Origin of the sequence: Halogeometricum sp. CBA1124 (genome assembly GCF_009741955.1) — an archaeon.
GTDB lineage: Archaea > Halobacteriota > Halobacteria > Halobacteriales > Haloferacaceae > Halogeometricum > Halogeometricum rufum.
Genome location: NZ_WPCD01000013.1, coordinates 1 through 12,964, shown reverse-complemented (window position 1 = coordinate 12,964; position 12,964 = coordinate 1). Strand labels below are relative to the sequence as shown.

Annotated in this window: 11 protein-coding genes and 1 pseudogene; 8 read left to right on the top strand and 4 right to left on the bottom strand. The window is 59.2% G+C overall.

Annotated elements, in window-relative coordinates; genetic code table 11:
* Positions 1-83: 83 nt before the first annotated feature.
* Complete coding sequence (locus GJ632_RS03440; protein ID WP_191452092.1) at positions 84-1,007, top strand: CPBP family intramembrane glutamic endopeptidase; 924 nt, start codon at positions 84-86, stop codon at positions 1,005-1,007.
* A gap of 218 nt (positions 1,008-1,225) precedes the next feature.
* Positions 1,226-1,624: a hypothetical protein gene (locus GJ632_RS03435; RefSeq protein WP_191452091.1), complete on the top strand. Its 399-nt coding sequence runs from the start codon at positions 1,226-1,228 to the stop codon at positions 1,622-1,624.
* Between the two features lie 5 nt (positions 1,625-1,629).
* On the opposite strand, the gene GJ632_RS03430 is transcribed toward GJ632_RS03435, so the two are convergent.
* The 4 genes from GJ632_RS03430 to GJ632_RS03415 all read right to left on the bottom strand — a co-directional run bounded on the left by GJ632_RS03430 (position 1,630) and on the right by GJ632_RS03415 (position 5,326).
* The gene (locus GJ632_RS03430; RefSeq protein ID WP_197427857.1) at positions 1,630-2,229 is read right to left on the bottom strand and encodes a PH domain-containing protein; all 600 of its coding nucleotides are present in this window, start codon (positions 2,227-2,229) and stop codon (positions 1,630-1,632) included.
* Positions 2,230-2,572: 343 nt separating this feature from the next.
* The gene (locus tag GJ632_RS03425; RefSeq protein WP_191452089.1) at positions 2,573-3,604 is read right to left on the bottom strand and encodes a CPBP family intramembrane glutamic endopeptidase; all 1,032 of its coding nucleotides are present in this window, start codon (positions 3,602-3,604) and stop codon (positions 2,573-2,575) included.
* Positions 3,605-3,860: 256 nt separating this feature from the next.
* On the bottom strand, positions 3,861-4,688 hold the full coding sequence (locus GJ632_RS03420; protein ID WP_191452088.1) for a DUF3267 domain-containing protein: 828 nt from the start codon (positions 4,686-4,688) through the stop codon (positions 3,861-3,863).
* Between the two features lie 335 nt (positions 4,689-5,023).
* Positions 5,024-5,326 (bottom strand): hypothetical protein, encoded by a 303-nt coding sequence (locus tag GJ632_RS03415; RefSeq protein WP_191452087.1) that lies wholly within the window; start codon positions 5,324-5,326, stop codon positions 5,024-5,026.
* Positions 5,327-6,207: 881 nt separating this feature from the next.
* Here GJ632_RS03415 and GJ632_RS25755 point away from each other — a divergent pair.
* From GJ632_RS25755 to GJ632_RS25140, 6 genes and pseudogenes are all read left to right on the top strand, one after another.
* Positions 6,208-7,089: a tyrosine-type recombinase/integrase gene (locus GJ632_RS25755; protein ID WP_394351779.1), complete on the top strand. Its 882-nt coding sequence runs from the start codon at positions 6,208-6,210 to the stop codon at positions 7,087-7,089.
* 777 nt (positions 7,090-7,866) lie between these two features.
* Positions 7,867-8,889: a serine hydrolase gene (locus GJ632_RS03405; protein ID WP_191452086.1), complete on the top strand. Its 1,023-nt coding sequence runs from the start codon at positions 7,867-7,869 to the stop codon at positions 8,887-8,889.
* Between the two features lie 197 nt (positions 8,890-9,086).
* Positions 9,087-9,959: a CPBP family intramembrane glutamic endopeptidase gene (locus GJ632_RS03400; RefSeq protein ID WP_197427852.1), complete on the top strand. Its 873-nt coding sequence runs from the start codon at positions 9,087-9,089 to the stop codon at positions 9,957-9,959.
* Between the two features lie 246 nt (positions 9,960-10,205).
* A complete protein-coding gene (locus GJ632_RS03395) occupies positions 10,206-11,081 on the top strand; it encodes a CPBP family intramembrane glutamic endopeptidase (RefSeq protein WP_191452085.1) in 876 nt (291 codons plus the stop codon).
* 89 nt (positions 11,082-11,170) lie between these two features.
* A pseudogene (locus GJ632_RS03390) lies at positions 11,171-11,598 on the top strand (universal stress protein).
* Between the two features lie 67 nt (positions 11,599-11,665).
* The gene (locus tag GJ632_RS25140; protein ID WP_343161000.1) at positions 11,666-12,961 is read left to right on the top strand and encodes a heavy metal translocating P-type ATPase; all 1,296 of its coding nucleotides are present in this window, start codon (positions 11,666-11,668) and stop codon (positions 12,959-12,961) included.
* Positions 12,962-12,964 lie beyond the last annotated feature (3 nt).

The following is a 12,964-nucleotide window of genomic DNA, read 5'->3' as shown; positions in this document are numbered from 1 at the left end:
CCGCTGCCTGATCTTCGTACTGAATTCTCACAAATCGAGACCCAGAGTCCCGACTTAGTATCGAATCGACACTATCTCTAGACATGACCACCTTCGACGAATCTCGGACGCAGAGGCAGAGCAGTGACCGGACAGGAGCTTCTTCGGCCACAGGCCTTTCATTCACCTCCTCACTCAAGCCTGTCCTCGTGTTCTTCCTCGTCTCCACGTTTGCCGTGCCCGTACTGTTCGTCGTGGCCGACCAACTGCTCCCACGCACGCCGTTCTGGAACAGGCTCTTCACGGCAACAGCAATCACGAGTATCGCAGTGTTCGCATGGGGAGTGCTTCGCTGGGAGGGCCTCTCGGCGGGGGATGTCGGACTCGATCGGAATCGGCTCGTCTCCGGCACCGTCTCGGTCGTCGTAATCTGGTTCGTCATCAACGTGCTTTCGTACGCGCTGTTGGCGTTCCGCGATGAGCAGGCGACGTTGGGACTGCCTGCGAGCCCGACGAACGGACTTCCGGTCGGCGCCTCTCCTACCCAAGTCGCCGGAATGGCGATCACGCTATGGATATTCGTCGGCATCGCCGAGGAGTTCGCGTTCCGCGGCTACTTCCAGAACAAACTCGTCGCCCTGACCGGTGGGGGGACCGACCGCGTCCGTACGGCGGCCGGGATTGTGCTCGCCGCCGTGTTCTTCGCGCTCTGGCATCTCCCGCAGATGATCGCCGTCAGGGGAATCGTGGGCCCGGAGATGATTCCGGCTCTGTTAGCGCTGACAATCTACACGGTCATCCTCGGAACGCTCTACGAGCTCACGCGGAATATCGTGTTCGTCGGGCTCCTCCACGGGACGCTGGATCTCAATCCCATCTTCGTAGTCGGCGAGACTGGAGCACCGGTGACAGAACTCGGGCTTCTAGTCTACCCGTTGATCATCGTCACCGTCGTCCTGTACCGGCTGTGGGCGAAGACAGAACGAACGACAGACTTTCGGCCGCAAACCATTGGAGGTACAGAGTAAGTCGGTCAGCTACTTCCGATTGAATCGGCCGTGAGTTCATCCAATTGCTCGTAATTGAAGGTATCTGTCGATACAAGCGGTGCACCGGTTACGAGACGCTGTGCGGACTACAGGGAGTGAATACGGCAACAGAGCCGAGTTCGCTTCACACTGATACTACGGTAAGGTAGCAGGTGAACCGGCCACTTTATTTTCATTCGAGTCGTCTTTCGACGATAGTGTCCCCAATCCAACAGTACGCGACCGGGAGTGGAATCGCACTCGGTGCCGGCGTTGGGGCGACAGCCGCGACCGTCTCAGGTGTCGATTCTCAGCTTGGAATCGTGGTCGGACTCGACGTGAGCGGGGGCCTCGTTGTCGGAGGGTTCGCGGGCCGCTTCGCCGAATCGAATCTTCAGGCCGAAAACTGGGAACTCCGCCTGGGAGCGTTCACGCTGTTAGTCAGTCTTCTCGTCGGTGGATTGCTCGGAACACTCGTGGGCTGGATGGTCGATGGATCTCTACTCCACGGCTTCCTCGTCGGGTCAGGCGTCGGTGGTCTCTTCAGTCACCTCATGAGCGGTACGGTCATAATGACGGGTCGTAAGCACCGTGAAGAGAGCGAAAGCGCAGATTGAGGAAGTCAGGCGGATCGGCCTTGTTCGAGAAGTTGCCGAATGGTACGGAGTTCGGCGAGGAGGGCTTGCGAGTCTGACTCCACGTTGGTACCAGAGGCCTGTCTCTCGAGGGCATCCTCGCTCTCGGTCGCTTGCGGTTCCCGCCGCCGGACCTTGGCGAGAATTTGGTCTTTGATATCTTCGTAGTCTTCGACGCCATCGATTGTGAGTTCGGCGCCCGTCTGACCCCCAAAGCCAGCGGTGTGGATGCCGACTGACCCAGCGCCGACGAAGCGCTGAAGCGGACCCTGAGCGGCATTGACGTTCGTGATGCGGTTGTAGGGGACGGTCGTCTTCTGCTGGAAGAAGACACCGCGACGGTACTCAAGTTCGTCGTCCGTGAGCCTGTAGTCTGCGCTTCGGTAGAACGCAGGTATCCACCAGGTAAGGAACGCGAACGCGACGGCCAGCGGTACGCCACCAGCGAGTAGGACCCACGACTCCATCTCGAAGAGAATGCCGGTGACGGCCAAGACGCCAACAACGACGAGAATTGCAGACAGTAGTATCGCCTCAACGGCGAAGTAGTACTTGGTGAGTTTCTCGGGTTTGAACCACTCGTTCATCGGTCTCATGTCGGAAGAAACGTACTCAAGAGCCTTCTAGACGCCCGAAGATTCCCGAGTTTCGAGAACAGAATCGCTTCGTGGAGTGAAGCTTTATGATTTCGAAAATGGGCTTATCGCAGCGATCGATTCTGCGGCGAAGAGCCACCGGAGCGGCGTTTTCCATCAAATCAAGTCAGATTCGGCCTGATAACGGTGGTCTCTCACGGAAAAACAGATTTTGGAGTTAGTCTGCTATCTTGCTAGTATCTACTGGCACGCAGATCCGTTACAGCGGTCGATGGCGACAGGATGAACGGAAGTTCACGACCACGGTGATTCATGCGACGGTTAAGTACACTCACTACGGTTCTTCGGCCGATTCCGATCGCGATTGACGCAGTTCGGGAACGATGATCGACCTGTCGAACCGAATGTCGTGACCACGCCATTTCACCCAGGCAACTATCGAACCGATACCCATCAGCGTGGCAACGACGCCGATGACTCCCGCCTCGGGGCCGAACAAACCGCCGGTGATCACGGCAGGCCCCGACTGGTCGATGGCGATCAGCGAGACGCCGTTCGTCGTGCCGCTGACCGGAAATCCGTAGACGACCCCCTGAAAGAAGTTCCACGTGATGTGAATACCGATCGGGATGGCCAACTCGCCAGTCAGGACGTAGCCAGCCGCGAGCATGAATGCCGCGAGGACGATTCCGAGCGCGCTGGCGATAGTCGAATTCGGATTACCCGCGTGAGCGACACCGAAGAAGACTGCGGTAACGAACGTTGCGAGACCGATTGCACTCGCAGTCTCGACGCGTCGGAACCACGTGAATCCCTCGGAGAGGTTCGTGATGAGGTAGCCTCTGAACAGGAGTTCCTCGTAGATGCCGACGCTAACGAACGTGAGGAATCCCCACACGAACCAGGGCCAGAACGCGAAGTCGGGGCGGGCGATGTAGAACAGTTCTCGCACCGTCACCCATCCCGCCACCAGTTCGACGATGAATATTCCCGTCATCAGCACGGCTCCCAACGCGAGTCCGAATCCGAGATCTATCCACCACGCGCTGTCGAATCGGAACCCAAAGTCTCGAAACTGCCTCCGGTCAACGAATCGCCCGGCCAGATAGACGCTGCCGACCATCACCAACAACTGTGTCGAGACGAACAGGAGATTTCGGGCCGCAATGATCGCCTGTTCTATCGGTTGCCCCGGTGAGAACAGTACGAGTAACGACTCGATCGGCCCGCCCGAGACGAACCCAACGGCTACCGAGGCGAAGGTACCCAGCAACGCAACTACGGCGATCAGTGCGAGGAGACGCCAGAGAAGGCGTGGTCGGTGCACCTGTTCATTCCAGAGGATAGCCTTGACACGTCGGAGCATCGAATGTAAGTGTGTATACACTAATTGGTAATTCTGACGTTGCTTGTGTCACAGCTATCGATTGAATTATAGTGTTTACTGCGTCGTGTCGCGTGTCGTATTAGATTCAGAGGGTGACGAAGACGACATGGATGTTATCCGAAGTAATGTGCTGACTACGGAGGATCCGTGGTTTATTTTCGTCGTTGGTACTGAACTGACTACGAAGTTGCACATCCGTATCGAACGGTCATCCCTCGTTCAGGTAGAACGGCGTTCACGCCACCTCCGAACTTGTAGCACGAGTACGCCGATAGCTCCGGACGAACGCGTACACCAGTCCGATGACCGCACCGATACCGACCACGCCGGGACCGACGCTCATTGAAATCTCCGTCGGCGAAGACGAAAACGCGAACAGGAAGGAGAACGTGTCCGGCGTGCCGACCGTCAGGGAGTCGACACCGAGAACGTCGAGAGCGAGTGGGCCCCCGATTGCTAGCACGAGAAACACGCCAACGGCTGCGACAGCCGCACCTGCGAGTGCATCCCAGACGACCGCCGTTACTGATAGCGCGGGGCGGCGGTTGCGCTCCTGTCCAATAATCCGGACGCCGTCGGGGTGGTCTTCGAGGCGAACGGTCGCGGGGAACGCGAGCAGCGTCATCGTCATCCAGAGGTCGGCGATCGCCCCTGCGGCGTTCGCAGCTAACGGCACGATGAGCCATCCCCATTCGAAGACGAGCATCAGTGGAACGCCGACGGCAGTCATCACGACGAGCGGCGTCAACAGGACGACGACGAACTGGTTGCGAGAGAACTCGTGGTCGGTGGTAGCGTACGCGTACGGGAGGATGAAGTGCGCGACGCCGACGCCGTACCTCGCCTCGCCACCGTAGTATCTGATGGCGAGTCCGTGCAACAGTTCGTGGGGGACGATGAACACTGTCGCCAACACGAAGAGGACGAGGACGTCCAGCGCGCTCGTCCACCAGCTTACGTTGGGAGCGAACTGTAGCGTCGCCGGACTGCCCGTTGCTGCGTGATAGAACCCGCCCAGTAGACTGATAGCAACGACAAAGCCGAGCGTGCTGAGCGCCGCCATCTGAATCGTTAGACTGCGCGTTAGTTCGAGGTCGGCGAGAACGATCCCAGAGTCATTGTCGCCAGTTGAAACCACATCGTAGTCTAGCCCATTGGCATCTTAGTTTCTCGGGGCCGACTTTCTGTCGGAGAATGCTAGTTATTGAAGCTACCACGGAGTTAGACGAACCTCAGACAGACTGCGATGTGGGTCTCCTACATTGACCGATCCAAGTCTATATTCCTCACGGCTGATATAAATACTTCTCATTGTGATTCGGTATATGCATGGGTTTTCTACCAAGAAGGTAGATAGCATCTGTGACTGCCAACGCCGAGCATTAAATCGAATTCTTATTACGCAGCGTTAAGGAATTCGTTGGCTGGATATCCTGCTTTAGATACAACTGAACGAGCAGTGCGACGCACTATATTGTTTGGAGGTCTCTCACCACTCTCGCTGATGGTAGATTCGATATAGTCGGCGGTCTCGTCAACTTCGTCTTCAGTTGCACATTCTGCGACACTTCTGAGCGTCCGTTCATACCCGGCTATAGACGAGGGAAACCCCTGTTTGCTGCCTATCTCTTCATCATTCACTCTACCTATCTCGTGTAGGTGTCCGTGGATCCGGAGTTCCACGTCTCTCGTGAGTGCCATTACCAGATTACTTACGATTCCTATCGTATTCAATCCAAGGAATAAAGGAGGTGGGGTTCGTCTCAATGAGATATGCTGCCACTGGATGTCTGACGCTATTAATTAAAACAGTACATTCCATCTTAGCCAATAGCAATGGCGTTCCTATTCTTCGACGTCTTCATTAGTAGTTAGCTGGTCGGCGTCAAGTTCTTCATCTAAATATGCGATCCCAGTTTCGGTGATTGCATACAATCCGCGATCTAAACGGCGCGTCATCCCGTATTTGGTTAATATCCGAAGGCGATTCCCGGCATAATCGCGAGTGATGTCCACTCGGGGAACCTCTCCTTCTCTGGAAACCGCTCGTGGAGTCATGTTTCCTCGATCGCGCATGACCTCAAGAATGCGATCGTCTGCACTACGCATCCAATCTGCCGGTCTTCGCATCTTATGCTACTTTCGGAGGTGTCATTCATAGTTGCACCGGTTTCAGAGATAATGAAAGTCAGTAGCGTGTAATATACCTCCACAAACTATGGATATCAAGTTAATGACTATGCATTATTTACGCTGGGAGCTCATCGAATGAGTTGTACCCGACCCTATTCGGGATAGAAAACCCGACGTGTCACACCACGCCGGGGTCGGTCGCATCCGTCGGAAGGATTTCGAACGACCCATGTTAGAACCAGATAAGCAGGGCAAAAACGGTTGCCCATCTCACAGCCATCGTCAGGAGTACCGTAGTCCTCGACCGCCAATTAGAGAATTCGCGTATCTCTGCAAGTCAGCAGTCTCGAAAGCGAAAATTGCTAACAACCGGAAAACAGCTCAGGGCGAGAATAAGGATTATTGCGTCAATAGTCGATCCCCGATCGTCTCCATGGACAAAAGGCGCGATGACTAATCGAAACCCAAACAACCTGACTATCGCAGAAGCGGTGGAACTATACATCCACCGTAGGCGGCCAAGCTGGAAAGGGGAAACAGAACGAACGTATCGTCGGGATCTAGCCGACTTCGAAGAGTACGCCGCTGAAGAGGGTATACAGACTGTAGACGAGTTATCGCGCTGGGTGATCGGGGGGTTTACTGACTACCTCTTGGACCAAGACTACGCTCGTATGACAGTCGCAGGTCGCCAGAAATCTGCGCGAACGTGGCTGAAATACCTCGAAGCCCAGGGAGTATTAGACCTCGGTTTACACTTGGCTATCGACACGATTCGGACGACAGATGAGGTGGAGAGATCCGACCAGCAGCTGCCGCCAACAGACGCTCAAGATCTATTGACCTTCTACCGACAGAGTGCTGCATTTCGTGGGACCCGACGGCACGCCTTGTTTGAGGTACTTTGGCACATCGGTAGCCGTTCTTCTGGTATTCGTGCCTTGGACCTCGACGACTACGAAGATGGGATTTTGAAATTCCGTAACCGACCGGACACGGGAACTCGTCTAAAGAGGGGCTCAAAACACGAACGGAACGCTGACTTGTCGGAAGAGCCCCGTGAGATCCTATATCTCTACATCGCTCGTGAGAGGATAGACAAACGTGACGAATCTGGTCGCGAACCCCTATTCTCGTCGCGCCAAGGTCGACCAGTAAGGTCGACGATTCGTGGATGGATGTACGAGGCAACGGAGCGTTGTATGGCGGAAGAATGCCCACACGGGAAACGACGACCGAACTGTGAGTGGGTTCCACGTAACCATGCAAGCAAATGTCCCTCAACCCGCCCCCCGCACGCTATCCGAAGTGCTCGATTACTTGGCAGTTGAATCTAGGATTTGACGTTAAGACAGTCGCTCGACGAGCCGGAACGACGCCCTCTGTGATTCGACGATACTACGATGATCCCGACTTCGACGACGAACTGAGTCGCCAGCCTGACGAAACAGGACAGATCGATATCGCGAAACATCTTCATCCGGAGGACCTCGAATGAACAGAGATAGCGTTAGTGAGAGAGGGGATTATGGGTTACTGTATTCCCTCCGACCCCACTTCTACTCCGAGACTACGACCGACGAGCACCGCGGAGCGTGTGCTCGTCGCAAGTAGCGAGGTGTCGAACAGCAGAAGAGGATTTGAAGCAGGGAGCGAACGGAGTGAGCGACCGTGGTTCAAAATCCCTCCGACCCCACTTCTCTCTGAACTCACCCCCCAACGAGCGCTCCGTCGCGAACCAGATTCGTTCTCGACTGCGTCTGTGATGTGGAATCGTATTTTACCGCTCGCTGAATACAGACCACGTATCGTGCGCACTTCCAAGCGGGTGAGTGTCTGTGTCACATCCCTCAGATGAGTCCGGGGCCGAGGCAGACGACGGCGAAGGGGCCGACGAGACACCGGGAGAGGCCGACAGCGGCAGTACGCGTCGTCGGGTTCTCCAGACGGCCGGTGGGCTGGGTCTGGTCGGCGTACTCGGTATCGGCGGGTGGATACGACGGATCGACTCTCTCGGGAAAATCCGGGACCGAACTGACCTGATTTCGCGGTCGTCGGCAACCGGCGGCCGTGTCTCCGGACCGAGTTCGGAGACGGTGCCAGCCGATATGCTGTCGGCCGCGGTCCAACGCGCGAGCGAGCGACGAGCGGATACCGGGTTACAGGCGGCTGTGATCGTCGACGATGGGACCATCTGGCGTGGCGTCGCCGGCAACGCCGATCACGGCGACGATGACCTGCTCACGCACGACCACCACCTCTACATCGGCAGCGTCACGAAGTTCTTCACGGCCACACTGGTCATGCGTCAGGTTCAGCGGGGTGCCATCTCGCTGTCGGACACCGTCGACGAGTGGTTAGATCTCGAATACGCCGGCGACGTGACCGTGCGGATGCTCCTGAACCACACGAGCGGAGTGCCGAACTACACTGGGGACCCCTGGTTCACGACCCGAAACGTCGCCCGCCCGGCGAAGCGGTGGCGACCAATAGAGCTCGTCGACATCATCAGAGGGAAGTCACTGGATTTCGATCCCGGGTCTCGCCACCGTTACTCGAACTCGAACTACGTCCTGCTCGGCATACTGTTAGAGCAGTTGACCGGGTCCTCGTACGGGGCTCTCCTCGGCGACTTCGTGCGTGCGGAGCTCGGATACGACCGGACGTACTACCTAGATTATCCAGACGACGCACCGATCGCCAACGCGTACGATGAGTCAGTCTTCAACCTCGGTCGGCGGGAACTGACGGCGTTTCGGACGACCCTCGAGACGAGTGCGTACGCCGCCGGAGGAATCCTCTCGACTGCACCGGACGTCGCGAGTTTCGTCAGGTCGGTGTTCGATGGTCGGGTTCTCGACGAGGACGTTCTCTCGCAGATGCGAACGTTCGTCGACGCCCCCGACGAGGACGTCACTACTCAGGTCGAGTACGGACTCGGTATCAGGCACCTGCGGATCGACGGCGAGGACCTGTACGGCCACACCGGGACGATCCCGGGCTACTCCGCTATCGCTATGCACCACGACCAGCCGACGTACACCATCGCGGTGATCGGCAACGTTTCGACGATCGACCAAGCAGGAATCTGTGGCGCACTCCAGCGAATCGTGCTAGACGAGTTCTATTGACCTCTCGGAGCGAAGTGAGCTACGCTCAGAAGGGAAAAATGGTGACCGGAGGTCGGCTTGCACCAATGTGTCCTCGATTTGCTTGGAGGTGGATGACTAGCTCAGTGCCGCTCATTACGGACAATAGCGAAGAGAAAAGCACTAGACAACCTCCAAATCCAACGAATTTATGTGGTTAGTTTCTGATTTTCTCTCCCATGGCTGAGAGCCGAATCCCTTGGGTCAGTTCGCATCCGGTAGCAGCGTTCGTCATCGGTGCGTACGCCTTCACGTGGCTCATCTCGGCTCCGGCATATTTCATGGAGGAGAGTTGGACTCCTTGGATTCTCATCTATATCGGCAGTTTCGGCCCGCCCGTTAGCGCCGCTGTCGTAACCTGGTTACAGGGGGAGAGTGTTCGTGCCTGGGCCCGGCAAATCGGCCGATGGCAAGTCGGCTGGGTCTGGTGGATCGCTGCCTTCGGAATCCCTGTTGCCATCATCGTCGTGACGACTGGAATTCTCGTGGCTATCGGTGGCCCAGTCGACCCGACTCAACTCTCTGTGTCACCTGCCCTGGTCGCTGTGGTGTTCATCTTCGGTCTCACGGTTAGTGGAGGTTTGAACGAGGAACCCGGATGGCGGGGTTTCGCTCAACCGTATCTGAACGACCGATACAGTGCAACCACGGCGAGCCTGATCATCGGCGTCGTCTGGGCGTTCTGGCACCTCCCGTACTTCTTCATCCCGATCACCCCTCATTCGGGATTCACCGTCGTCAATCAGATCGGCTGGTTCGTGGGGATATTTCTTCTCTCGGTCATCCTGGCGTGGGCCTACAACAACACCGGGAGTGTGCTGATCGTGATGGTTCTCCACGCGATGGCGAACACCGCCGACGTACTGTTGCCTCTGGCCCCGGAGGAGATCGTCAGCGACGGTGTCGTCGTCGAGAGCGCCGTTGCGACGGTCACGGTGACCCAGTTAGCAGTGCAGTCACTCGTCGTCGTCCTCGTCGTCGCGTACTTCGGTCACCGCTCGCTCTCACACCGCGAGATACCAGGCGTCGCCTATCTCCGAGGGGAGAACTGATCACTCTGGTCGCGCAGTTCGGGGAGGGGGTATCGGCTGGATACGCGTCCGGCGGTGGCTGAACGTGAAGACGCTCCCGTGGCCGTCGGTCACGGGGAATCGTCCACCCACCTCCCCGGGTGCGCTCACAGCGGGTTCGCTCCCGAGTCAGCGTTCGACCGAGTGCCGGGTGGGACGCCGCCGTCGTTCTTACCAGCGGAGAACGAGCGACGCGATAATGTCGTCTCGTGGAGATATATCTCCGGTATGAACTCCGAGACGGGCTTTGGAACCGATGGTATCGGTACCGAAGAGACGGACAACGAGGTGCGGAGACTCGGCCACCGGCGGACCTTCGGTCTCTTCGTGGTGAGCACGCTCGCGTACTCCTGGGGACTGTGGACGCTGCTCGTGTTCGACCTCGTCCCCGCGTCGATGACGACACCGCTCATCCTGCTCGGGGGGTTCGGACCGCTCGTCGGTGCACTGCTCACGCTCCGGCTCACGGGTTCGAGCATCCGCACGTGGCTCCGGTCGAACCTCCGCTACCGCATCCCGCTTCGATGGTACGCGCTCGCGGTCGTCCTGCCGCCGCTCCTCATCGTCGGATCTAGTATCGCCTACGTAACCTTCACCGACGCCTCCTACGCGTTCGACGAACTCGCCGCGCTCTGGATGTTCCCCCTCGGCCTCGTGCTGACGTTCCTCGTCGGCGGCGGGAACGAGGAACTGGGCTGGCGCGGGTTCGCTCAGCCGGCGCTCCAAGAGGGACTCTCGGCGTTCGCGTCGAGCGTACTCGTCGGACTCGTCTGGTTCGTCTGGCACGTTCCGCTGTTCTTCGTCCCCGGTAGCTCGCAGGCCGGCGTCCCGATGCTTCCCTACGCAATCGGGGTCCTCGCCACCGCGGTCGTACTCGCCTGGCTCTACAACGCTACTGGGAGTCTCCTCATCCCGTGGCTGTATCACGCCAGTATCAACCCCGCTGGCGGGTACTTCCTGGCTGGCGTCGCCGGGCTGAAGACGGTCTCTGGATACGGCACGTACGCGTTGCTCGTGGCGGTCGTCGCAGTCGCCCTGCTGGTCCACTACGGTCCGTCCGACCTCGCGAGTCGCGCCAAGGTCCGGCTCTCCGACTTGGTGTGAACGGCCCCTACTCGAGGGCCGACCCCGACTCGCCGGCACGCTAGCCGTAGACAGTACGTTCATCTCGGTTCGCATCGAACCGTGTTCACATGCCCGACAACGTTCTCGTCGCCGTCGACGGCAGTCCGCTTTCGGAGCGAGCGCTCACGTACGCCATCGAGACCTTTCCGGACGCACACCTCACTTCGATTTACGTCATCAATCCGATCGACTCGGTTATCGACGTGGAGGCCGGCGGCCTCCCGGTCGCCGACGACTGGTACGAGAACGCGGAAGCCGAGGCGACCAGAATCCACCAGCGAGCCACGGACCTCGCGGCGGAACGGGGTATCGAACTCGACACCGTCACGGAAGTCGGAAAGCCGGCACGGGAGATTCTCGAACACGCCGACGACCACGACGTCGACCAGATTGTCATGGGCAGCCACGGCCGTTCGGGAATCGACGTGCGCTCCTCGGGAGCGTCGCCGAGAGGGTCACCCGCCGAGCGCGGATTCCGGTGACTATCGTCAGCTGAGCCGTCCGGACCGGAGGGAGTCTCGTCGTGTCGAGAATCCGCTCGCCCGCGGTCGGACGTGGGCGCAGTGAACACCGACAATGCAAAATCAGCGCACACCGTACGGAGAGAGTACGTGACTGTTACTGAATCACCCCCGCTCTCGACGTGTTCCCTCCAGATCGAACGGCGGGGCGGTCGTGGCGAATCGGGGGCGCGAGCACTCGAACGGCACCTCCGCGACACACCGGGCGTCCACGACGTCGACGTCTCCTTCCGAACGGGGAGCGTCCGGGTCACCTACGACGGGAGCGCCACCTCCGAGGAACTGCTTCGAGAAGCCGTCCGCGACCGTGGTGTCTCGATTCGGGGAGCGTCCGACGCGGCCGCCGACGAGGTGACGTCCCGCTCGGAACTCAGACGGGAGGGGACGTTCGTCGGCCTGACGCTGGTGGGCATGGTGACCGGCTTGGCGACGGGGTGGCTCGACGGACCGCAACTCCTCGGGTGGGCCGGCTACGGCGTCGCGTACGTGTTCGGCGGGTGGTACGGCCTCAAGGGGGCTATCGAGACGCTCCGCCACCGCGCGGTCGACATCGACCTGCTGATGATCGTCGCCGCACTCGGCGCGCTCTCCATCGGGGCCCCGTTCGAGGGCGCGATGCTCCTGTTCCTGTTCTCGCTGTCGAACACGCTCCAGCACTACGCCATCGGTCGCTCGCGACGGGCCATCGAGTCCCTCGTCGAGATGCGCCCGGACGAAGCGCAGATCCTGCGCGACGGCGAGGAAGTCACCGTCTCCATCGACGACGTCGCCGTCGGCGACGTGTTCGTCGTCCGCCCCGGCGACAGAATCCCGCTCGACGGCGTCGTCACGTCCGGCGAGGGGACGGTCGACCAGGCCTCCCTGACCGGCGAGTCCGTCCCCGTGCCGAAGGAACCCGGCGACGAGGTGTTCGGCGGCACGATAAACGAGAGCGGGAGCCTCGAAATCGAGGTCACGCGGCGGGCCCACGAGTCGGCGATCACCCGCCTCATCCACATGGTCGAAGAGGCCCAGAGCGAGAAAGCGCCGACGCAACGCCTCATCGACCGTCTCGAACAGCCGTACGTCCTCGGCGTGTTCGCGCTCACGGTCGCGGCCATCGCAGTTCCGCTCGCCCTCGGGAGCGAGTTCACCGGGACGTTCTACCGGGCGATGACGCTCATGGTCGCCGCCTCGCCGTGTGCGGTCATCATCTCGACGCTCGCGGCGGTCCTCCTCAGCAATCGCCTCTGGCGGCAGGCAGGGCGCCTCTTCAAAGGCGGCGAACACGTCGAGACCGCGGCACGTATCGATGCGGTCGCATTCGACAAGACGGGAACGCTCACGCGGGGCGGATGACGC

Bases quoted from the DNA above. Each gene is read 5' to 3' on its own strand.
- GJ632_RS25755 (WP_394351779.1), top strand. From the start codon at position 6,208: ATGACTAATCGAAACCCAAACAACCTGACTATCGCAGAAGCGGTGGAA.
- GJ632_RS03430 (WP_197427857.1), bottom strand. From the start codon at position 2,229: ATGAACGAGTGGTTCAAACCCGAGAAACTCACCAAGTACTACTTCGCC.
- GJ632_RS03425 (WP_191452089.1), bottom strand. From the start codon at position 3,604: ATGCTCCGACGTGTCAAGGCTATCCTCTGGAATGAACAGGTGCACCGA.
- GJ632_RS03440 (WP_191452092.1), top strand. From the start codon at position 84: ATGACCACCTTCGACGAATCTCGGACGCAGAGGCAGAGCAGTGACCGG.
- GJ632_RS03395 (WP_191452085.1), top strand. From the start codon at position 10,206: ATGAACTCCGAGACGGGCTTTGGAACCGATGGTATCGGTACCGAAGAG.
- GJ632_RS03420 (WP_191452088.1), bottom strand. From the start codon at position 4,688: ATGGCGGCGCTCAGCACGCTCGGCTTTGTCGTTGCTATCAGTCTACTG.
- GJ632_RS03400 (WP_197427852.1), top strand. From the start codon at position 9,087: ATGGCTGAGAGCCGAATCCCTTGGGTCAGTTCGCATCCGGTAGCAGCG.
- GJ632_RS03405 (WP_191452086.1), top strand. From the start codon at position 7,867: ATGCTGTCGGCCGCGGTCCAACGCGCGAGCGAGCGACGAGCGGATACC.
- GJ632_RS03415 (WP_191452087.1), bottom strand. From the start codon at position 5,326: ATGGCACTCACGAGAGACGTGGAACTCCGGATCCACGGACACCTACAC.